General features: G+C 53.6%; 18 protein-coding genes. 9 read left to right on the top strand and 9 right to left on the bottom strand.

The genetic code is table 11. The annotated features are described in order from the left end of the window. On the bottom strand, positions 1-429 hold the full coding sequence (locus EDF82_RS21690) for a PTS sugar transporter subunit IIA (RefSeq protein WP_123757561.1): 429 nt from the start codon (positions 427-429) through the stop codon (positions 1-3). Between the two features lie 4 nt (positions 430-433). Next, complete coding sequence (locus tag EDF82_RS21685) at positions 434-2,179, bottom strand: class I mannose-6-phosphate isomerase (RefSeq protein ID WP_123757560.1); 1,746 nt, start codon at positions 2,177-2,179, stop codon at positions 434-436. A 189-nt stretch (positions 2,180-2,368) separates the two neighbouring features. Here EDF82_RS21685 and EDF82_RS21680 point away from each other — a divergent pair, with 189 nt between their 5' ends. From EDF82_RS21680 to EDF82_RS21660, 5 genes are all read left to right on the top strand, one after another. Next, the gene (locus EDF82_RS21680) at positions 2,369-3,403 is read left to right on the top strand and encodes a LacI family DNA-binding transcriptional regulator (protein WP_123757559.1); all 1,035 of its coding nucleotides are present in this window, start codon (positions 2,369-2,371) and stop codon (positions 3,401-3,403) included. A gap of 175 nt (positions 3,404-3,578) precedes the next feature. Beyond that, positions 3,579-4,400 carry a 4-hydroxy-tetrahydrodipicolinate reductase gene (gene dapB / locus EDF82_RS21675; RefSeq protein ID WP_123757558.1) on the top strand — a complete coding sequence of 274 codons (822 nt, stop codon included), beginning with the start codon at positions 3,579-3,581 and terminating at the stop codon, positions 4,398-4,400. A gap of 458 nt (positions 4,401-4,858) precedes the next feature. After that, complete coding sequence (gene carA / locus EDF82_RS21670) at positions 4,859-6,007, top strand: glutamine-hydrolyzing carbamoyl-phosphate synthase small subunit (RefSeq protein WP_123757557.1); 1,149 nt, start codon at positions 4,859-4,861, stop codon at positions 6,005-6,007. 16 nt (positions 6,008-6,023) lie between these two features. Continuing rightward, entirely contained in the window at positions 6,024-9,248 is a 3,225-nt protein-coding gene (gene carB / locus EDF82_RS21665) for a carbamoyl-phosphate synthase large subunit (protein ID WP_123757556.1), read from the top strand. Between the two features lie 202 nt (positions 9,249-9,450). After that, complete coding sequence (locus tag EDF82_RS21660) at positions 9,451-9,687, top strand: YgdI/YgdR family lipoprotein (RefSeq protein WP_123757555.1); 237 nt, start codon at positions 9,451-9,453, stop codon at positions 9,685-9,687. A gap of 54 nt (positions 9,688-9,741) precedes the next feature. On the opposite strand, the gene EDF82_RS21655 is transcribed toward EDF82_RS21660, so the two are convergent. From EDF82_RS21655 to idnO, 3 genes are read right to left on the bottom strand one after another with little or no spacing between them, the layout of a single operon-like run. Continuing rightward, positions 9,742-10,209 carry a YhcH/YjgK/YiaL family protein gene (locus tag EDF82_RS21655; protein WP_123757554.1) on the bottom strand — a complete coding sequence of 156 codons (468 nt, stop codon included), beginning with the start codon at positions 10,207-10,209 and terminating at the stop codon, positions 9,742-9,744. Continuing rightward, positions 10,206-10,736 (bottom strand): gluconokinase, encoded by a 531-nt coding sequence (locus EDF82_RS21650; protein ID WP_227540159.1) that lies wholly within the window; start codon positions 10,734-10,736, stop codon positions 10,206-10,208. The genes EDF82_RS21655 and EDF82_RS21650 overlap by 4 nt, the downstream gene beginning before the upstream one ends. Before the next feature lie 14 nt (positions 10,737-10,750). After that, a complete protein-coding gene (idnO, locus tag EDF82_RS21645) occupies positions 10,751-11,515 on the bottom strand; it encodes a gluconate 5-dehydrogenase (RefSeq protein ID WP_123757552.1) in 765 nt (254 codons plus the stop codon). 288 nt (positions 11,516-11,803) lie between these two features. Between idnO and EDF82_RS21640 the strand changes: the two genes are divergently transcribed. Continuing rightward, positions 11,804-12,796, top strand: coding sequence for a LacI family DNA-binding transcriptional regulator (locus EDF82_RS21640; RefSeq protein WP_123757551.1), 993 nt, complete (start codon positions 11,804-11,806; stop codon positions 12,794-12,796). Positions 12,797-12,981: 185 nt separating this feature from the next. On the opposite strand, the gene EDF82_RS21635 is transcribed toward EDF82_RS21640, so the two are convergent. The 4 genes from EDF82_RS21635 to EDF82_RS21620 form a co-directional block, all read right to left on the bottom strand. Then, positions 12,982-13,701, bottom strand: coding sequence for a FadR/GntR family transcriptional regulator (locus EDF82_RS21635; protein ID WP_123757550.1), 720 nt, complete (start codon positions 13,699-13,701; stop codon positions 12,982-12,984). Positions 13,702-13,791: 90 nt separating this feature from the next. Then, positions 13,792-14,883, bottom strand: coding sequence for an L-idonate 5-dehydrogenase (gene idnD, locus EDF82_RS21630; protein ID WP_187042167.1), 1,092 nt, complete (start codon positions 14,881-14,883; stop codon positions 13,792-13,794). Beyond that, positions 14,852-16,213: an MFS transporter gene (locus tag EDF82_RS21625; RefSeq protein ID WP_123757548.1), complete on the bottom strand. Its 1,362-nt coding sequence runs from the start codon at positions 16,211-16,213 to the stop codon at positions 14,852-14,854. Before EDF82_RS21625 ends, idnD begins: the two co-directional genes overlap by 32 nt. Before the next feature lie 83 nt (positions 16,214-16,296). After that, a complete protein-coding gene (locus EDF82_RS21620; protein ID WP_123757547.1) occupies positions 16,297-17,064 on the bottom strand; it encodes an SDR family oxidoreductase in 768 nt (255 codons plus the stop codon). Between the two features lie 336 nt (positions 17,065-17,400). Between EDF82_RS21620 and EDF82_RS21615 the strand changes: the two genes are divergently transcribed. From EDF82_RS21615 to EDF82_RS21605, 3 genes are all read left to right on the top strand, one after another. Further along, positions 17,401-18,654 (top strand): enolase C-terminal domain-like protein, encoded by a 1,254-nt coding sequence (locus EDF82_RS21615; RefSeq protein WP_123757546.1) that lies wholly within the window; start codon positions 17,401-17,403, stop codon positions 18,652-18,654. A 345-nt stretch (positions 18,655-18,999) separates the two neighbouring features. After that, positions 19,000-19,950: a 2-hydroxyacid dehydrogenase gene (locus EDF82_RS21610; protein WP_123757545.1), complete on the top strand. Its 951-nt coding sequence runs from the start codon at positions 19,000-19,002 to the stop codon at positions 19,948-19,950. A gap of 72 nt (positions 19,951-20,022) precedes the next feature. Continuing rightward, positions 20,023-21,342 carry an MFS transporter gene (locus tag EDF82_RS21605; protein ID WP_123757544.1) on the top strand — a complete coding sequence of 440 codons (1,320 nt, stop codon included), beginning with the start codon at positions 20,023-20,025 and terminating at the stop codon, positions 21,340-21,342. The last annotated feature ends 79 nt before the right edge of the window (positions 21,343-21,421 follow it).

Genomic DNA, 21,421 nt, shown 5'->3' with positions numbered 1-21,421 from the left:
TTAAAAATCATCAGGCTGAATGGCTAAAACCGGGGTGGCTTTAATCAGGGTGGGTACGGTTAACGCCAGTAGCTGTAAGGCAGCGGCGTGAACATCCGTCAGGTGGATAATGTCTTCACTCTGCAGCAGCATCGGGAAATTAACCCCGGCCAGTACGGCGACAGGAGGCGTTGTCTGGGAAGAAAATGCGTGCAGGCAGGCGACGTTCCATGGCGTACCGCTTTGCATATCGCATAGCACCAGTACGCCGTCGGCCTGCTGACCAACTTCACCCAGCGTGCGGGCGAAGTCCTGCTTAAAGCCTTCGATGCCCGCCTGTTCGTCGAGCGTGACGGTAGAGACATGCGGTAATTCGCCATAAACCATCCGCCCGCTGGCAAGCAGGGCGTTGGCAAGCGGACCGTGGCTGGCAACAATGATGTTGATCATTTGCTTATCCCCTTACCCAGGCTTTGATGGTGGCAAGTTGCTGTCCTGCGCCTTTCCCCGATGGAGAGATGCGATACTCGCCTACTGCGGCGGGTATGATAAACGTCTCGGCGTAGTGGACGATAAAGGGCTCAAAGGCACCGTCAGGGCTGTCGACGAGAGCTTCCGCCCCTTCAATCAGGTTCAATACGTTAACGCCGCCCCTGGTATGGTGCGTTACCGGTGCGGTAAACCAGTGGCGACGGGTTTCGATAAACTCACGTTCGTGCATGCCCGTCCGCTCCTCTCGCCAGCCTTCTCCTTCGGTGATAGGTTCAATGCGGTTAACCAGGTTGTCGTTGACCCACTGCGTATCGCGTTGCCAGTCGATGACCTGTTCGCCATGCTCAAGATGCACCGGGCGCGGTAAACCGTCTAAGCCTAAACGCCCCCAGTCCCAGAGTTTGAAGGTGAAGATATAGGGTGTTGCGCTGATTTCGAGCACCATTGTGCCGCTTCCGGAACAGTGAACCGTACCGGCAGGGATAAGGAAGTGATCGTGCTTACGCGCCGGGATTTGGTTAACGAAGCGCCGATCGTCAAACGCTTTTTCGCCACGGCCGGCTGCCTGTAGATCGTCGAGCATCTCCTGCGGTTTGATTCCCGTTTGCGTTCCCAAATAGACCACGGCTCCCGGCTCGGCTTCGAGGATGTAATAGCTCTCATCCTGGGTATAGTGCATCCCGAACTGTTGTTGGATGTACTCGGTAACCGGATGAACCTGGAAACTGAGGTTCTGACCGCCGATGGTATCCAGAAAATCGAAGCGAATAGGAAACTCAGCGCCAAACCGGGCGTGGACCTTCTCGCCAAGGAGCGCACGTGGGTGGAGTAATACCAGGTTTTGTGAGGGGATCTCGATCCGCACCTGACCAAAACGCAGTAACAGGCTGTTTTCCTCGGGCACGCAATCAAAACACCATGCGTAATTGGGCGCGGAGGGATCGAGATCGAATTGCTGTTTCATCCACTGACCGCCCCAGACACCAGGGTCGAAGAAAGGGACGACCCGGAACGGGCGGGCGGTAGTGTGCTGTAGTCCAGCGCGCAGCGCTTCACCGCTGACTAGCGTCGGTGCATCTTTTTGTGTGGTATCGAGCAGATAATCGGTACGTTTGAGCAACGGCGTTTTATGGCGGTCGAAGACGCGCCATTCAATAAAGAAGGCGCGTTTATAGCGGCGGAGAATATCTTCGTCCTGGTTATCTGCCCCCCAGTTTCCCAGGCCATCATGGCGCATCCGTTGTTGGATTTCCCAACGTGGCATATCAGCGTAGACCAGCAGGTCTCCTGGGTGAACGAGCGTGGCGCCAGGACCATAGATCACAATGACGCCTTCCGTTACGGCGTCAACCTGGCGGCGTAACTGATGCAGTTTTTCGGCATTAAAAAACTCATCAAGGTGATGGCAGGACAGCACGCCGAAGACGCGGTCATCGGTAAGATTGCGCGCCAGGAGATCGTGTAACGCTTGCTCATCGCGGCGGGCGGATTCGACGTTCAGTGTCAATGCAGCGTTGAGTGATGGCAACAGGCGCTGTTCCAGCTCCTCAATCCGCACGCCTGGGTAGCAGTCCACAACCAGCACGGTTCTGGAGGACGTTGATGTTCTGGCGTTAAGTGCGGTATTGATGGAGGCCCAACCCTGCCAGGCCTGGTCGTCATAGCCCTGAATGGCTATATCAGGGAATTTATCATAGGTCGTTTGCATTATTTGTCTCCATATTGGCTAAACAAAGATTAATCGATTAACCTTGTTTTGACAGTATGGTTAACGCGATTAACCCGCCATAATCCACAACCAGCGGGCTAAAATGCGTCTTAATGTGAGTGTGCTCACAGGGAATAATGCATTTTTTAGGTTATTCGATTAACCTTCAGTGAACGAACAGGAGGCATGATGACGACAGTAACGCTGGCACAGGTGGCCGAACGGGCAGGGGTGTCTACGGCTACCGTTTCGATGGTGTTGCGTAATCGAGGACGGATTTCACAAGCTACGCGTGAACGGGTGCTGAAAGCTCTGGATGATTCCGGATATGTCTACAACCAGACTGCCGCTAACCTGCGGAATCGCAGTAGCAATCAGGTCGGACTGTTACTGCATGATATTACCAACCCGTTTTATGGTGAGATGACGGCGGGCTTAAGTCATGAAATGGAGCGACACGACCTGCTGCTGTTCCTGGCAAACAGTGAAGAGTCAGGCGAGCGACAACAGAAGTTTGTTGACTCACTCATGCGAAACAACGCCTGCGGCATGGTGTTGTGCGCGGCGCGGGAAACCCCGACCTCATTTTTCGATGCCCTGAAAAGGCGCAATATTCCCGCCATTATGGTGGTACGTCCGCTCAGCGATCCGGATTTTGATTTTGTCGGCACAGATAACTTTCTTGGCACGCAAATGGCTACCGCTCACTTGTTGAAAATGGGGCATCGGAATATTGCTTTTATCGGTGGCAGCTTGAGTTCAGGTACTCGGGCGCAACGTATTGGTGGCTTCACCAGTACGCTACTGGAAAGCGGAATATCCCCTAATCCTGAGTGGATTGTCACGGCTAAGGCCAGCCAGATTGATGGGGCGAAAGTCGCCGAGGCGCTCCTGACCCGCTATCCGGAGATAACGGCCGCAGTCTGTTATCAGGATATTGTGGCACTTGGTGTGATGCAGGCGCTACGTAAAACCGGGCGTGAACCGGGTCGGGATTTTGCGCTGGTGGGGTTTGACGATATTACCGAGGCGGCTCTGGTTCAGCCTGCCCTGACGACCGTTTCGGTGGCAGCAAAAGAGATTGGTCGGAAAGCCGGTGAGCTATTGTATAGCCGTATTCAGGGCAATAATGAGCCGCCAAAACGGATTATTCTGCCCCCCGCGCTGGTGATCCGTGAATCGTGCGGATTTATGCGCAAAGAGTCAGTGATCTCAGACTGTTAGCGGTGCTTTAACGCTACGATATCTCTCCTTCTAATGATGAAAAACATATAGTTTTTACTGATATCGATCGCGGTTTGTCATAAATTTCTAATTATCGGTGTTTTTGAGTAGCGGCCCATCGTTGGGCTGGTTACTCTGAAAACTATTTACGTGAAGTTAACAAAAGAGAATAGCTATGCATGATGCACAAATCCGCGTGGCCATCGCGGGCGCGGGCGGCCGGATGGGACGCCAGTTGATTCAAGCGGTACAGCAGATGGACGGCGTGGCGCTGGGCGCGGCGCTGGAGCGCGAAGGTTCCTCCCTGCTCGGCAGCGATGCTGGCGAACTGGCAGGCGCAGGCCACATGGGCGTCACGGTGCAAAGCAGCCTGACGGCAGTCAACGATGATTTTGACGTGCTGATCGATTTTACCCGCCCGGAAGGCACCTTAAACCACCTGGCGTTTTGCCGCGAGCATGCGAAAGGGATGGTGATTGGTACGACGGGTTTTGATGACGCAGGAAAACAAGCCATTCGCGATGCCGCGCAGGATATTGCCATAGTTTTCGCGGCTAATTTCAGCGTCGGCGTTAACGTCATGCTGAAACTGCTGGAAAAAGCGGCGAAGGTCATGGGTGACTATACTGATATCGAAATTATCGAAGCTCACCACCGCCACAAGGTCGATGCGCCGTCAGGCACAGCGCTGGCGATGGGCGAGGCGATTGCCGGTGCTCTGAACAAGGATCTGAAGGATTGCGCAGTCTACAGCCGTGAAGGTTATACCGGCGAGCGCGTACCGGGCACCATCGGGTTTGCCACCGTGCGCGCGGGTGACATCGTCGGGGAACATACGGCGATGTTCGCCGATATCGGCGAGCGCATTGAAATCAGCCATAAAGCCTCCAGCCGGATGACGTTTGCCAATGGCGCCGTTCGTTCCGCTCTGTGGCTGAAAGACAAGAAAATCGGGCTTTTTGATATGCGAGACGTCCTGGAGTTAAACAGTTTATAAGATTTATTACCCATCGTGATGTGGTTGTTGCATTCAATATGTGATTGATTGCAAAGGGCAATATTTTATTGCCCTTTTTATTTTTAATCGTTTCATTAATGTTTTTATCTCAAGCATTTATAATTCATGCTTATCTCTTCTATTTCTGTTGTGTTATTGTAAATTTTGACCATTTGGTCTACTTTTTCACACTCAGGCCCGCATTTTTTCAATCTTCCTGGTCCGCAAGCGTTTTCTTAGCATAGTTAGTTGATCTTTTTGCCTGCTAAAGCAGTGTGAAGTGCCCAGTGACGTAAAAATAGATTAAAAATATCGGCTTTAAGTTGACTTTTGCCCGACATCTCTCCAGAATGCCGCCGTTTGCCAGAAATCCATAGGTAAGCAAATTTGCATTGATTCGTGCTATCGCTATGCATTAATATGCAAATAAAGTGAGTGAATATTCTCTGGAGGGTGTTTTGATTAAGTCAGCGCTATTGGTTCTGGAAGACGGAACCCAGTTTCACGGTCGGGCCATCGGGGCAACGGGCACGGCGGTTGGGGAAGTCGTTTTCAATACTTCAATGACCGGTTATCAAGAAATCCTCACTGATCCCTCCTATTCCCGCCAAATTGTCACTCTTACTTATCCTCATATCGGTAATGTCGGCACCAACGCCGCCGATGAAGAATCTTCCCAGGTACATGCACAAGGTCTGATTATTCGCGACCTGCCGCTGATTGCCAGCAACTTCCGCAATACCGAAGACCTCTCTTCTTACCTGAAGCGCCATAACATCGTGGCGATTGCCGATATCGATACCCGTAAGCTGACTCGTTTGCTGCGCGAAAAGGGCGCACAGAACGGCTGCATCATCGTAGGGGATAACCTGGATGCACAGCTGGCGCTGGAAAAAGCCAAAGCGTTCCCGGGCCTGAACGGCATGGACCTGGCAAAAGAAGTCACCACTTCAGAAACCTACAGCTGGACACAAGGAAGCTGGACGCTGGCGGGCGACCTGCCGGAAGCGAAAGCGGAAAGCGAACTGCCGTTCCACGTTGTGGCCTACGATTTCGGTGCCAAACGCAACATTCTGCGCATGCTGGTCGATCGCGGCTGCCGTCTGACCGTCGTGCCGGCACAAACCTCTGCGGAAGAGGTGCTGAAGATGAATCCGGACGGGATCTTCCTGTCCAACGGTCCTGGTGACCCGGCGCCGTGCGATTACGCTATCGACGCGATTGAGAAATTCCTCGAGACCGATGTTCCGGTATTCGGCATCTGCCTCGGTCATCAGCTGCTGGCGCTGGCGAGCGGAGCGAAGACCGTGAAGATGAAGTTCGGCCACCACGGCGGCAACCACCCGGTCAAAGATATCGATAACGACGTGGTAATGATTACCGCGCAGAACCACGGTTTTGCGGTCGACGAAGCGTCTATGCCGGCTAACCTGCGCGTGACCCACAAGTCACTGTTCGATGGCACCCTGCAGGGCATCCACCGCACTGACAAACCGGCGTTCAGCTTCCAGGGACACCCGGAAGCGAGCCCAGGCCCGCATGATGCCGCGCCGTTGTTCGACCATTTTATCGAGTTAATTGAGCAGTACCGCCAGTCCGCGAAATAATCAGGAGAAAAAAGCCATGCCAAAACGTACAGACATAAAAAGCATCCTGATTCTTGGCGCTGGCCCGATCGTTATCGGCCAGGCTTGTGAATTTGACTACTCTGGCGCTCAGGCTTGTAAAGCCCTTCGTGAAGAGGGTTACCGCGTCATCCTGGTGAACTCTAACCCGGCCACCATCATGACCGACCCTGAAATGGCCGATGCCACCTACATTGAGCCGATTCACTGGGAAGTGGTACGCAAAATCATCGAAAAAGAGCGCCCGGACTCGGTTCTGCCGACCATGGGCGGCCAGACGGCGCTGAACTGCGCGCTGGAACTGGAACGTCAGGGCGTGCTGGAAGAGTTCGGCGTGACCATGATCGGCGCCACCGCCGATGCGATTGATAAAGCAGAAGACCGCCGTCGCTTTGATGTGGCGATGAAGAAAATCGGTCTTGATACCGCACGTTCCGGTATTGCGCACACGATGGAAGAAGCGCTGGCCGTTGCTGCCGATGTGGGCTACCCGTGCATCATTCGCCCGAGCTTCACCATGGGCGGCACCGGCGGCGGTATCGCCTACAACCGCGAAGAGTTCGAAGAAATTTGTACCCGCGGTCTGGATCTCTCTCCGACCAACGAGCTGCTGATTGATGAATCGCTGATCGGCTGGAAAGAGTACGAAATGGAAGTGGTGCGCGATAAGAACGACAACTGCATCATCGTCTGTTCCATCGAAAACTTCGACGCCATGGGCATTCACACTGGTGACTCCATCACCGTGGCACCGGCGCAAACCCTGACCGACAAAGAGTATCAGGTTATGCGTAACGCCTCGATGGCGGTACTGCGTGAAATCGGCGTGGAAACCGGCGGTTCTAACGTTCAGTTCTCGGTGAACCCGAAAGACGGTCGCCTGATTGTTATCGAAATGAACCCGCGCGTATCACGCTCCTCTGCACTGGCATCGAAAGCCACCGGCTTCCCGATTGCCAAAGTGGCGGCGAAACTGGCGGTCGGTTACACCCTGGATGAGCTGATGAACGACATCACCGGCGGTCGTACCCCGGCATCGTTCGAACCGTCCATCGACTACGTCGTTACCAAAATTCCACGCTTCAACTTTGAAAAATTTGTTGGCGCGAACGACCGTCTGACCACGCAGATGAAATCTGTGGGTGAAGTGATGGCGATTGGCCGCACCCAGCAGGAATCTTTGCAGAAAGCGCTGCGCGGCCTCGAAGTGGGCGCCACCGGTTTCGACCCGAAAGTGAGCCTCGACGATCCGGAAGCGCTGACCAAAATCCGCCGCGAGCTGAAAGACGCTGGCGCCGAGCGTATCTGGTACATCGCCGATGCATTCCGTGCCGGGCTGTCCGTGGACGGCGTCTTCAACCTGACCAACATTGACCGTTGGTTCCTGGTACAAATCGAAGAGCTGGTACGTCTGGAAGAGAAAGTGACCGAACTCGGTATCACCGGCCTGACCGCTGACTTCCTGCACCAGCTTAAGCGCAAAGGCTTTGCCGACGCGCGTCTGGCAAAACTGGCGGGCGTTCGTGAAGGCGAAATCCGCAAGCTGCGTGACCAGTACAACCTGCACCCGGTCTACAAGCGTGTGGATACCTGCGCGGCGGAGTTTGCGACCGATACCGCCTACATGTACTCCACCTACGACGAAGAGTGTGAAGCGAACCCGTCCGTTGACCGCGATAAAATCATGGTCCTCGGCGGCGGCCCGAACCGTATCGGTCAGGGTATCGAGTTCGACTACTGCTGCGTACACGCCTCGCTGGCGCTGCGTGAAGACGGTTACGAGACCATTATGGTCAACTGTAACCCGGAAACCGTGTCGACCGACTACGACACCTCTGATCGTCTGTACTTTGAGCCGGTCACCCTGGAAGACGTGCTGGAAATCGTGCGCATCGAGAAGCCGAAAGGCGTCATCGTGCAGTACGGCGGCCAGACTCCGCTGAAACTGGCCCGTGCGCTGGAAGCCGCTGGCGTACCGGTTATCGGCACCAGCCCGGATGCGATTGACCGCGCGGAAGACCGCGAGCGTTTCCAGCAGGCGGTTGACCGTCTGAAGCTGAAGCAGCCGGCTAACGCCACCGTTACCGCCATCGAGATGGCCGTTGAGAAGGCAAAAGAGATTGGCTACCCGCTGGTGGTACGTCCGTCCTACGTCCTCGGTGGCCGGGCAATGGAAATCGTCTACGACGAAGCCGACCTGCGTCGCTACTTCCAGACCGCGGTCAGCGTGTCTAACGACGCGCCGGTGCTGCTGGACCGCTTCCTTGACGACGCGGTAGAAGTTGACGTGGACGCCATCTGCGACGGCGAAATGGTGCTGATTGGCGGCATCATGGAGCACATCGAGCAGGCTGGCGTACACTCCGGTGACTCCGCATGTTCTCTGCCAGCCTACACCCTGAGCCAGGAAATTCAGGATGTGATGCGCGAGCAGGTGCAGAAGCTGGCCTTCGAGCTGCAGGTTCGCGGCCTGATGAACGTTCAGTTCGCAGTGAAGAACAACGAAGTCTACCTGATTGAAGTCAACCCGCGTGCGGCACGTACCGTCCCGTTCGTCTCGAAAGCCACCGGTGTTCCGCTGGCCAAAGTGGCGGCGCGCGTGATGGCTGGCCAGACTCTGGCACAGCAGGGCGTGACCAAAGAGATTATCCCGCCGTATTACTCGGTGAAAGAAGTGGTGCTGCCGTTCAACAAATTCCCGGGCGTTGACCCGCTGTTAGGGCCAGAAATGCGCTCTACCGGGGAAGTGATGGGCGTCGGGCGTACCTTCGCGGAAGCGTTCGCGAAAGCGCAGCTGGGCAGCAGCTCAACTATGAAAAAACAGGGACGCGCGCTGCTCTCCGTTCGCGAAGGCGATAAAGAGCGTGTGGTTGACCTGGCGGCGAAACTGCTGAAGTTTGGTTTCGAACTGGATGCCACCCACGGCACCGCGATTGTGCTGGGTGAAGCCGGTATCAACCCGCGTCTGGTGAACAAGGTGCATGAAGGTCGTCCTCACATTCAGGACCGTATCAAGAATGGCGAATACACCTACATCATCAACACCACTGAAGGTCGTCAGGCGATTGAAGACTCCAAGCTGATTCGCCGCAGCGCCCTGCAGTACAAAGTTCATTACGACACGACCCTGAACGGCGGTTTCGCGACGGCAATGGCGCTGAACGCCAACGCTATCGAGAAGGTCACCTCGGTGCAGGAAATGCACGCGCAGATTAAGAAATAATGTAATCTGCCCGTAAAAAGCGCCTCCGGTGGTCGACACCGGGGGCGCTTTTTTTTGCCTTGCGATCGGCTTCGAACAAAAACAAGGACATCCGCGTGAAAACACCACTTCGGAGAGTTCTGGTGTTCTCTCTCGGTTTGGTCAGCTAGCCTGAAGTGGTTAGGAAATAATTAATTTGACTGAATAACGGGAGAGAAACACGATGAAATACAATAAACCCCTCACCGCTGCGGTTTTCGCCGCTGCTGCACTGTTTACCGTAGCCGGGTGTTCATCCAATCAGTCGCTGAAAACTACCGATGGTAAAACCATTGTGACCGATGGCAAACCGCAGGTGGATGATGATACCGGCATGGTGTCCTACAAAAATGCGGAAACCGGTCGTACCGAGCAGATCAACCGCGATCAGGTTAAGTCGATGGACGAACTGGATAACTAAGAGACAAATTCATGTGGCCCCGCATGGAACGCGGCGGGGCCGATGGCTGACTGATTAAAGCAGCACGTGGTCAATTTTGACGATAATTTTGCGCAGCGGCGCGCCGGCATCCATGGCGCTCATTGGTCGATGCAGTTCCCCGGGAAACAGGACGGCCAGCTCTTCAGGATGCAGATGAATCAGCGTTTCGCTGCTGATCCCCTCACAAAAGCCAATATCATGGGCGTCCTTAAACGGTCCGTCCGGGACAATCTCCAGGCCTTTGTTTCCGGCTCCGATAATCTCCTCACCTTGCAGCACAATATGAATATCGATGTACTGACGATGGTACTCCGGGCGCTGTTCCGCCAGCGGTTTCGTGCTGCCTTCGACAACGGTAAAAAACAGATTATCGCCATCGACGGTGTATTTCCCCGGTGGCAGAGCGTGCGGCTCCTGCTGCAGTACCGCCTGCAATGCTTTGCGGATAACCGGCGGGTAAAAACTATTTTTAGCGGCGGCGCTTAAGGTATCGATAATCATGCCGGGACTCCCTGCGTGGGTTGCGGGTTAAGTAATGTGATGGAGTGCGCCACAATGCTTGCGACATCGGGGGCGATATCCACCGCGACGATATCGCCTTCGCTGGCGTCCGGGGTTTCCAGCGCGGCAAACTGGCTGCGCAGCAGGGCTTCCGGCATAAAGTGGCCCTTACGTGCCTGCATCCGTTGCAAAATGCAGTCGTAGTCGCCGGTCAGCCACAGGAAGCGTAAATGGGGGTTACCCTCGCGCAGCTGGTCGCGGTAGCGCTTTTTCAGCGCCGAGCATACCAGCACGCCGGATTCGTTCTTCTGCCCAAGGCTGAAAATCACATCGCCAATGCGCTCCAGCCACGGCTGGCGATCGTGGTCATCCAGCGGCTGGCTGGCGGCCATTTTGACGATGTTCTGCCGGGGATGAAGATCGTCACCGTCGATAAACTTGGCGCCAAGCGCCTGGGCCAGCGCCTGACCCACGGTGGTCTTCCCGGTGCCCGACACGCCCATCAAAATAATGCATTGTCCTGCCATAATGCGCTCCTTAATCAGACGGCAACCAGCATGCCGCCGTCGACGAATAACAGATGTCCATTGACGAAATCGGATGCTTTGGAGGAGAGAAACACGGCGGCGCCAATCAGCTCTTGCGGATCGCCCCAGCGTGCGGCAGGCGTACGTTTACACAACCAGTCGGTAAAGGCCCGATCGTCCACCAGGGCCTGGGTCATGGCGGTTTTAAAATAGCCCGGTGCAATACCGTTGACCTGGATGTTATCGCGCGCCAGCTCGACGCACATGCCGCGAGTCAACATCTTCACCGCACCTTTGGCGGCGGCGTACGGGGTAATCGTATCGCGGCCCAGTTCGCTCTGCATGGAGCAGATATTGACGATTTTGCCGCGCCGGCGGCTGACCATGCGTTTGGCTACCGCCTGGGAGACCAGGAATACCGCGGTCTGGTTGACGGAAATAACGTCATGCCATTCCTGCACCGGAAATTCGGTAAAAGGATGACGGCGCTGAATACCCGCGTTATTAAATAACACGTCAATCGCACCGATATCGGTTTCAATTTTCGCAATCGCATTTTCAACCGCCTCGGCATCGGTGACATTAAATACCGCGGAGTGGGCGAGGGCACCTTCATCACGTAATTTCATGACCGCATCATCCGCACGAGACGCCGAAATATCGTTGACAATAATTTCTGCGCCATATTGTGCAAGGCCTTGCGCCATGACAAAACCAATTCCTTGTCCTGCGCCAGTAATTAAAATACGTTTGCCTTGTAAGCTGAAAAGATCTTTCATCTTGATATCCTGATTAACGGCTGAATATAAATGATGTGGTGCGTGTTAATGCCGCTGGTGGCAAAACATGGCCCGCAACAACCTGTGCTCTATCTCACGGATTTTTGCCGGGTAAATCTGTGATGGAGATCACTCAAAAGGGTGTTACGAAAAGGGGTTACGCTAAACGTGATGTCGGGTGGAAATTGCCATGGCTCAAGGGGTTAAGCGCAGAATGGTGTGATTCTCTTTTTCCTGAACGGCAGGCATAATGGCCTGATGCAGTGGATGTCTTTGACGGGTCGATAGATGAAAGCACAACGCATTACGCTCAATGATATTGCAGCGCTGGCCGGCGTAACCAAGATGACCGTCAGCCGCTATTTACGTACGCCGGATAAAGTCAAACCGGAGACCGCAGAACGTATCGCCAGCGTGATTGCGGAAATCGGCTATGAGCCCGATCCTGATAATCCGGCGATGACCAGCGTCGTCGTCCCGCGCATTGGCGTATTAATTCCCTCTTTTCACAACCAAATCTTCGCCGACCTGCTGGCGGGGATCGAATCGGTGACCGCGGCGCATGGCTACCAGACGCTGGTGGTCAACTACGATTACGATCGCCAGCGCGAAGAGGAACAGATTGCGGCGGTGCTGGCGTTTCATGTCAAAGGCCTGCTACTGACCGAGTCGGTCCACACCCTGCGGGCGGATAAGTACCTCAACGCGGCCAAAATTCCCATCGCCGAAGTGATGGGGCTGGCGGAGAATCCCGGACGCATCAACGTTGGTTTCGATAACTTCAAAGCCGGTTTTGACATGACCACGATGCTGCTGGCGAGCGGCAAGCGGCACATTATCTATTTCGGCTCGATGTCTGATGTGCGCGACGAGCAGCGCTTCGCTGGCTATTGCCAGGCGATGGAGAATGCCGGACTGGCGACCGGGCGTATTGCGCCGAACAAGGTGTCGTCGGTGTCGATCGGTACCGGCATGATGAATCTGGCGCGGCAGATGTATGCCACCATGGACGGGATCCTCTGCACCAATGATGACCTGGCGGTGGGCGTGTTACAGGAGTGCCTCGCATCGGGTATCAATGTCCCCCAGGAGCTGGCGATCGCCGGTTTTCATGGTCTGGAGATCGGCCAGATTATCACCCCGCGGCTGGCCAGCGTGCTGACTCCGCGCTTTGAGATGGGTAAGGTCGCCACTGAGATTTTAATCAAAAAAATCAAAGGACTGCCGACCATTGAGAAAGTAGACCTGCACTACCGCCTGTCGTTGGGCGAAACCATTTAATTCTGCCCGAATCGGTACCGGCATGATGAACTCTGGGGATAAACGCGTATCGCCGGAATTGCACGTAGCGCCAGTACCTGATGCGTCGACATGTCCACGCTGATATGAGATGAGAGGGGAAGCGGTGTGCTTTTATCTACAGTTTGCTTGCGCATGTGTTCCACGAGCCAAACCGACCGTAGACCTTAATCTGTCCCGGATGTATCTGCCGATTTGATTTTTTCGATGGCAATAATATTCCCTGACATGGCTTCGTTGAGTACTTCCACTGCCGTGCTGGCGTCACGATTCTTAATAGACATATAGACTTTGATATGAGCTTCCACGCTCTCAAGGGTGATGCCTAGTGCACGATTAAGCTCTTCAAGATAGTAGTAATAGATGTCTTTGATCGAGCTCATTACGTTGTAGAACACACTGTTGTGCGACGCCCTGACAATCGCCAGATGAAACTCGTAGTCTGCTTCTGAGTATTTTTTGTAGTCACCCTTGTTGATCAGCATATTATTTAGCGCTTCTTCGAGTTGGCGAATGTCGTCATCGGTGGCGTGGGTCACCGCCAGCTCTACGCATTTGAACTCCACCGTCTGGCGGAAAATCATCATGTCGTGAAACTCTTCACGGCTAAGGTGCATGATCGGGCGAGGATCGTTACTCAACATCTGCGGGGTGAAGTGTTCGCTCACATAGCTACCGCTGCCCTGGCGTGTCACCACAATCCCCAGGTCACGAAAGCGCTGAACCGCACTGCGTACGCTGACTCTGCTGACGTTGAATGAGGTGGTTAGCTCTGCTTCTGAAGGCAAACGGCTACCCGGCGCCCAGCTACCATCCAGCAGCTTTCCGCTTATCTGATCATAAATTTCATTTACAACGTTCTGTTTTTGAATGGATTTTATGCTCAAAGTGGGTTTCCGGTAAGATGTCGCTGAAGTGATTTATTGTATAGCAATTCACTTTTAAGAACAAAGCGCCCGACCGGGCGCTTTTCACCGTTAATCGAAACGAATGAGCACCTTAGCAGACACATTTTTATCTGTAGCCGTAATCAATGCGTCTTCAATTTTCTGAGGCGAGAATTCAGCGCTGATGAGAGGGCGAGGATCAATACGCCCGTCTTCCAGCCAACGGACTGCTGTTACAAATTCGCCGATAAAGCGGAATGAACCAACCCAGTTGAGCTCTTTGACCAGCATTGGCGACACTGGCCAGCTAACCGGGCTTGCTCCCATTCCGACCTGGACAATGGTGCCCGCAGGGCGGGTGAAGTCCACCGTAGATGCCACGGCAGCCGGCGCGCCGGAGGCCTCGAACACTACATCAAAATAGCCCTTACGTTGCTGATAACGGGCAACCTGTTCTTCATCGCGCGGATCCATCACCGCCGTCGCCCCCATCTGGCGAGCCAGTTCCAGGCAGCGCGGGCTGAGATCGGAAGCCACCAGTTCGGATGCGCCTGCACTGCGTGCCGCTGCGAGGATCAGGCAGCCAATCGGGCCTGCACCGATCACCAGCACGCGTTTTCCAGTCAACTGACCCGCCATTTTTACTGCGTGTATGGCGACTGCCAGCGGTTCGGAAAAGGCCATCACGTTCGCGGGAATGTGGCTATTGTACGGAATGCACTGCTCAGGTTTAACCACCACGAATTCAGAAAAACCGCCATTCACATGAGGATTGAACTGCGCGCTACCCATAAAGCGCATGGAACCACATAGGTTTTGATGGCCAGAAAGACACATCTCACACTGATTGCAGGGGCAGGACGGGTTTACCGCTACCGTTTGACCCACTTGCAGCTCGCTGCCAGCGGGGACTTTGCTAATCACGCCGACAAACTCATGGCCAATTACCATGGGATGTTTGAGGATCGACATCCCTGCCCGGCCATGCTGGTAGTAATGAATATCAGAGCCGCAGATGCCACCGCAGGCTACCTTTACGACAACGTCATGTTCACTGTACTCGATTTCACGTGCTTCAAAGCGTACGTCTTTTTCCGCATGGGCCAGACACGCATTACAGGTTATTTTTTCAGTTTTCATCATGATCTCATTATTTGTTAGCAGTCGCTGGATTAATGGCATTCTTATCCACGGTGTTGGCATTCTTTTTTTCGGGCAGGATTACTTCAATTTTCCCCACCAGGAAGATGTAAGCTAATAAGCCGATCCCAGCGACACCTGCGATATACCACATCGCATACTGGAAATTTTGTGTGCGTTCGAGAATAACCCCAATCACAATTGGACTAACAATCCCGGAGAGGTTTCCGCAAATATTTAAAAATCCGCCCATGGTGCCGAGGAAATTCCGTGGAATAACGTCACTCCAGACCACCCAGCCCAGATTTGAAAAGGCATTGGCAAAGAATGCAATCGACAGAATAACAATGGCAATGACCGGTTTATCTTCAAAGAAGTTCACCAGGCCAATAATCATGGTGACGCATAATCCGGTCATCACTGGTAATTTACGTGCCAGCGTTCTGGATTTTCCTTTTTTTAATAACATATCGCTTAACGTACCGCCGCAGAGCACGCCAAACATCGCCATAATATAGGGAAGCATGGCACCAATACCGGCTTTTGAAATAGAGAGGTGTAACCCTTTTTCCAGGTAAACAATAAACCAGGTCAGAAAGAAATAAAGCGTGGATGAACAGGCGAACTGGGTGATGAACAGCCCCCAGATAGTTTTCTTACCGAGGAAAAATTTAATGTCATGCCAGCTGATTTTCTTGTTCACTGTAGACTGGTTGGCGGAACCATAGCCGCCGCCCGCCTTGATATAATCCAGTTCAGCCTGGTTCACGGAGGAGCTGTGCTGAGGATCGCGGTAGTACAGTAACCAGTAGACACCGAACAGAATGCCTGCGCCGCCGGACAGGTAGAATGACATCTCCCAACCGTAGTTTGCTACGATAAAGGAGAGGAATGGCGTCAGTAATGCCAGGCCGATATATTGAGCGCTGGAGTAAATAGCGGTTGCACGCGCACGCTCATGATCCGGGAACCAGGTGGCGATTATTTTAGTATTTGAAGGAAAAGAAGGTGCTTCAGCAACACCAATTAATGCACGGCAAGCTAATAACATAACAAATGAAGCGGTTGCTGTTGCAAATAAATGATGTGAAGCGAACCCCATCATAAAGGTAAAAATACTCCACAGAATGATCGCGCCGCCATAAAGAATACGAGATCCAATGCGATCAAGGACATAGCCGACAGGGATTTGACTGGCAGCGTAGGCCCAGGTAAACATCGAGAAAAGCAAACCCAGTTGCGTAGGGGTCAGACTAAAATCATTCTGGATATTCGTGCCTGCAACTGCAAGATTGGCACGATCCATATAATTTATTGCCGTGACAATAAACAGCAATGTGAGAATAAAGAGTCGTTGTCTTGAAGCCTTCATAATAATACCTGTGTTATATCGGCATGTTTCATGGTAAACACATGCCGTCAATTTTAAAGGCGAGTAGGTAGAGGTCGGGTGGCTTATAACACGGCGAGCCAGCCACCATCGACGTAGATAATTTGTCCGTTGATATAATCTGATGCTTTGGATGATAAGAAGACGGCGGTACCGATTAACTCTTCCGGCCGACCCCAGCGCTGAGAGGGGTTGCTGCTTTTCACCCAGTTGTCGAATTGTTTATCTTCGATCAGTGCGGTGTTCATGTCCGTCAGAATGTAGCCTGGGCCAATAGCGTTGGTCTGGATATTAAACTGCGCCCATTCTGCCGCCATCGAGCAGGTGAGCATTTTGATCCCGCCTTTTGCTGCCGTGTACGGTGCCACGGTCGGACGGGCAGCCTGGCTGGTGAGTGAGCCAATGTTAATGATTTTTCCGCCGCTGTTGCGTGCAATCATCCGTTTTGCCGCCGCGCGGGAGACCAGAAAAGCGCTGGTCAGGTTGGTATCAATCACTTTCTGCCAGTGTTCCAGTTCCAGCTCTACCATTGGTTTGCGGTACTGGATACCGGCGTTATTAATCAGAATATCGACCTTTATCCCCTGTGAATCGAGTTGATCAAAGGCAGACTCAATCGCTTGCTCATCGGTCACGTCGAAAGCCACCCCGTGTGCATCGTAACCTTTGTTCGTCAACGTACCCACTGACTCTGCCAACAGCGTATCGCGAATATCATTCAGGATGATCCGTGCTCCTGCCGCGGCAAGGCCTTCTGCGTAGGCAAAACCCAGCCCACGTGCAGAACCCGTAACCAGTGCCGTTTTCCCCGTTAAGTCAAATAATGCGGTCATATTTAATCCTCACTCGTTAATTTGTATGACGACTGTCTATTTAAAGGTTGAGTTTTCGTCATGACAAAATCAAGAACCTCGCTATTTATTTGCAACAAAGATCACAAATAGTTGTATGTCACCTTCATTGTCATGTTTGTAAATAATTGAATTTAATATATATTTTAAAAATTTATTGAACGTAATTTGATCGTCATCACAGAACGTAACTCTCAAAGAACCATGAAAATGCAACCGTGATATAACAACGGCAAGTTGTAGGACGACTTACAAGTGATGGTCGTGTCATTCTTAACGGTATGACATGCCGTAAATTCGCGGAGTTAAGGAGTGAAAGTGAGCAACCTGAAAATAACCAACGTGAAAACGATTCTGACGGCACCGGGCGGTATTGATTTGGCTGTCGTCAAGATTGAGACCAATGAACCGGGGCTGTATGGACTGGGATGCGCGACATTTACCCAACGTATCTTTGCAGTAAAAAGCGCGATCGATGAGTACATGACGCCTTTTCTGATAGGTAAAGATCCGACGCGCATTGAGGATATCTGGCAGTCGGGCGCCGTCAGCGGCTACTGGCGTAATGGCCCCATCATGAACAATGCCTTGTCTGGCGTGGATATGGCGCTGTGGGATATCAAAGGTAAGCTGGCAGGCATGCCGGTTTATGACCTGCTGGGAGGGAAATGTCGCGACGGGATCCCGCTATATTGCCATACCGATGGCGGTGATGAAGTCGAAGTAGAAGATAATATCCGTGCCAGAATGGAAGAGGGCTACCAGTACGTTCGCTGCCAGATGGGGATGTATGGCGGTGCGGGGACTGATGACCTCAAATTGATCGCCACTCAGCTGGCGCGCGCGAAGAACATTCAACCGAAGCGTTCACCGCGCAGTAAAACACCCGGGATCTACTTTGACCCGGATGCCTATGCAAAGAGCGTCCCGCGTCTGTTTGACCACCTGCGTAACAAACTCGGCTTTGGTATCGAATTTATCCATGATGTGCATGAGCGCGTCACGCCTGTCACCGCCATTAACCTGGCCAAAACACTCGAACAATATCAACTGTTTTATCTTGAGGATCCTGTCGCACCGGAAAATATCGACTGGCTGAAAATGCTGCGCCAGCAGTCTTCCACGCCGATTTCTATGGGGGAGCTATTTGTTAATGTGAATGAATGGAAGCCGCTCATCGACAACAAGCTGATCGACTATATTCGCTGTCACGTGAGTACCATTGGAGGGATTACCCCGGCGAAGAAACTTGCCGTCTACAGTGAACTCAATGGCGTACGCACCGCATGGCACGGACCAGGCGATATTTCTCCTGTGGGCGTCTGCGCCAATATGCATCTTGATTTGAGCTCGCCGAATTTTGGCATTCAGGAGTACACGCCAATGAATGATGCGCTGCGCGATGTCTTCCCAGGCTGCCCGGAGATAGATCACGGCTATGCATACCTGAACGATAAGCCGGGTCTGGGTATCGACATTGATGAAGCCAAGGCGGCGAAGTATCCGTGCGAGGGTGGGATCCCATCCTGGACAATGGCTCGTACGCCGGACGGTACAGCCTCAAGACCGTAAATAATCAAGACCCGGTGGGAGTCTGCCGGGTCTTCTTACCAGAATCATATTTCGCGTATCTCTCTGAGTGTTATCTTTATGGGTTACGGTGAAATACTCTGGAACATTCGATATTTCCTGCCTTCTGGACTCAGTCTTCACTGATATCTCACCTGACTTCTGTTAGCAAACCGTTAACGCCATGCCCCGCGTCACAGCGTGATACGCCGGTTTTGTCTTAGCGATCACGTAGAGGGTAACAGCAATTTTTAACACGATTCAGCGTGATGCAGATCCCAAAACGCCCCGCTAAAAACCCGTTTGATAGTGGCTACCGTTGTAACGAACCGTCAAACAGGTGATCTGATGAAGAGTACTCTTACCCGCGCCGTCCTTTTAGTGGCCCCCGTTATTGATGCACTGCAGGAGCAGCTGGCGGCCCATTTCCCGCTGCTGCGTCTGTACGAGCAGGACGATCCGATTGGTTTTCTGCGTGAGCAAGGCGAGAACATTGCCGCGGTCGTCACCCGTGGGGACATTGGCGTACAGAACAGCGTCCTTGAGCTGCTGCCGCACGTTGGCCTGATTGCCATTTTCGGCGTCGGTACCGATGCCGTTGATGTGGAATATGCTCGCACCCGGCAGATCAAAATCTCCATCACCTCCGGCGTGCTGACCAATGACGTGGCGGACCTGGCGATGGGGCTGCTGCTGGCCGCGTCGCGCAATCTGTGTCAGGGCGATCGCTTTGTCCGTGAAGGGCGCTGGGAGAAGGGCGGAATGCCGCTGGCGACTCAGGTCAGCGGTAAGCGCATTGGCCTGCTGGGGATGGGCAATATCGGCCAGGCGATTGCCCGTCGCGCCCGCGGCTTCGACATGCAGGTGCTTTACACCGACCGCAAACCGGTGCCGGGGCTGGATTATCAGTGGTGCGCCGATCTGCATACTCTGGCCCACGAGAGCGATTTCCTGGTGATTGCGGCCTCCGGCGGCGAAGCCAATCGCGGGCTAATCGATTATTCAGTGTTTAACGTCATGCCGAAACAGGCGTGGTTGATCAACATCGCCCGCGGCTCGCTGGTGGATGAGAAGGCGTTGATTCAGGCGTTACAAAACGGTGTTATCGCCGGGGCGGCTCTCGACGTGTTTGAAGACGAACCGCATGTGCCGGCGGCGCTGATTGCGCTCGATAATGTGGTGCTACAACCGCACGTGGCCAGCGCGACCCATGAAACCCGGCAGAAAATGAGCGAGGTAGTTTTTGCCAACGTGGCGGCTTATTTCGCCGACGCGCCATTGCCGAACGCGATTAATTAATTTCTCTCTCTTATTTCTGTACCCAGCTCGTATTCAATGACAACAATAACCTCTGCATAGAGAGCGCGAAATATGAATGATAAAATTCCCAGCACCCGCTGGTGGCGTATTATTACGCCGGTGTTGATCGCCTGTATTATTTCGTTTATGGACCGGGTTAATATTAGTTTCGCCTTACCCGGTGGAATGGAAGAGGACTTAGGTATTACCAGCCAGATGGCCGGTGTTGCCAGCGGCATCTTTTTTATTGGTTATTTATTTTTGCAAATACCCGGTGGGCGAATTGCGGTAAACGGCAGCGGTAAACGTTTTATTGCCTGGTCGCTGATGGCCTGGGCGGTCGTTTCGGTTGCCACCGGCTTCGTGACCCATGAATATCAACTGCTGGTGCTGCGTTTTATTCTCGGCGTGTCCGAGGGCGGCATGTTACCGGTGGTGCTGACGATGGTCAGCAACTGGTTCCCGGAAAAAGAGCTGGGGCGCGCCAACGCCTTCGTGATGATGTTCGCCCCGCTGGGCGGCATGCTGACCGCGCCGGTATCCGGGGCGATCATCGCCGCGCTCGACTGGCGCTGGCTGTTTATTATCGAAGGTCTGCTGTCGGTGGTGGTACTGGCGGTCTGGTGGTTCATGATCAGCGACCGTCCGGAAGAGGCCCGCTGGCTGCCGGAGAAAGAGCGTCACTACCTGGTCACTACGCTGGCCGCCGAGCGGGCGGCAAAACTGGCGGAAGATGCGGTCAGCAAGGCGCCGGTCAAAGATGTTTTCCGCAACGGCGGACTGATGAAACTGGTGATCCTCAACTTCTTCTATCAGACTGGTGATTATGGCTACACCTTGTGGCTGCCGACGATCCTCAAAGGACTGACCGGCGGCAGTATGGCCAGCGTGGGTCTCCTTGCAGTATTGCCGTTCGTGGCGACGCTTGCCGGGATCTATGTCATCTCGTTGTTCAGCGATCGCAGCGGCAAACGTCGTCTGTGGGTGCGTTTCTCGCTTTACAGCTTTGCGGCGGCGCTGGTGGCCTCGGTATTGCTGCGTGAGCACGTGGTGGCGGCCTATATCGCACTGGTGATCTGCGGCTTTTTCCTCAAATCAGCAACCAGCCCGTTCTGGTCGATGCCGGGGCGGATCGCCTCTGCGGAAGTGGCCGGTAGCGCTCGCGGGGTGATTAATGGCCTGGGTAACCTCGGCGGCTTCTGTGGCCCGTATCTGGTGGGGGTAATGATCTACCTGTATGGCCAGAACGTGGCGGTTTGCGCCCTGGCTGGATCGCTAATCATTGCCGGGACCATGACCTTCCTGCTGCCGAAACGCTGCGATCTCGACGTGAGCGAACCCGAGGTTACCGCCAGCCCGCAGCCACATAAGGCCGGCAGTCCGCAGACATAAAATCAGGTTATGATTGTAAGCGCTTCGATTAACTGACTACACTCTTGCAGATTACAACGAGAGTTAACGCAGGCTAATC

It is taken from the genome of Klebsiella sp. BIGb0399 (assembly GCF_003752615.1).
In the GTDB taxonomy this organism is placed as follows: Bacteria; Pseudomonadota; Gammaproteobacteria; order Enterobacterales; family Enterobacteriaceae; genus Klebsiella; species Klebsiella lignicola.
Note: the sequence above shows the minus strand (reverse complement) of the source record. Positions and strands in the feature narration are given on the sequence as shown.

Bases quoted from the DNA above. Each gene is read 5' to 3' on its own strand.
- EDF82_RS21690 (WP_123757561.1), bottom strand. From the start codon at position 429: ATGATCAACATCATTGTTGCCAGCCACGGTCCGCTTGCCAACGCCCTG.
- EDF82_RS21685 (WP_123757560.1), bottom strand. From the start codon at position 2,179: ATGCAAACGACCTATGATAAATTCCCTGATATAGCCATTCAGGGCTAT.
- EDF82_RS21680 (WP_123757559.1), top strand. From the start codon at position 2,369: ATGACGACAGTAACGCTGGCACAGGTGGCCGAACGGGCAGGGGTGTCT.
- dapB (WP_123757558.1), top strand. From the start codon at position 3,579: ATGCATGATGCACAAATCCGCGTGGCCATCGCGGGCGCGGGCGGCCGG.
- carB (WP_123757556.1), top strand. From the start codon at position 6,024: ATGCCAAAACGTACAGACATAAAAAGCATCCTGATTCTTGGCGCTGGC.
- EDF82_RS21660 (WP_123757555.1), top strand. From the start codon at position 9,451: ATGAAATACAATAAACCCCTCACCGCTGCGGTTTTCGCCGCTGCTGCA.
- EDF82_RS21655 (WP_123757554.1), bottom strand. From the start codon at position 10,209: ATGATTATCGATACCTTAAGCGCCGCCGCTAAAAATAGTTTTTACCCG.
- EDF82_RS21650 (WP_227540159.1), bottom strand. From the start codon at position 10,736: ATGGCAGGACAATGCATTATTTTGATGGGCGTGTCGGGCACCGGGAAG.
- idnO (WP_123757552.1), bottom strand. From the start codon at position 11,515: ATGAAAGATCTTTTCAGCTTACAAGGCAAACGTATTTTAATTACTGGC.
- EDF82_RS21640 (WP_123757551.1), top strand. From the start codon at position 11,804: ATGAAAGCACAACGCATTACGCTCAATGATATTGCAGCGCTGGCCGGC.
- idnD (WP_187042167.1), bottom strand. From the start codon at position 14,883: ATGCCATTAATCCAGCGACTGCTAACAAATAATGAGATCATGATGAAA.
- EDF82_RS21625 (WP_123757548.1), bottom strand. From the start codon at position 16,213: ATGAAGGCTTCAAGACAACGACTCTTTATTCTCACATTGCTGTTTATT.
- EDF82_RS21620 (WP_123757547.1), bottom strand. From the start codon at position 17,064: ATGACCGCATTATTTGACTTAACGGGGAAAACGGCACTGGTTACGGGT.
- EDF82_RS21610 (WP_123757545.1), top strand. From the start codon at position 19,000: ATGAAGAGTACTCTTACCCGCGCCGTCCTTTTAGTGGCCCCCGTTATT.
- EDF82_RS21605 (WP_123757544.1), top strand. From the start codon at position 20,023: ATGAATGATAAAATTCCCAGCACCCGCTGGTGGCGTATTATTACGCCG.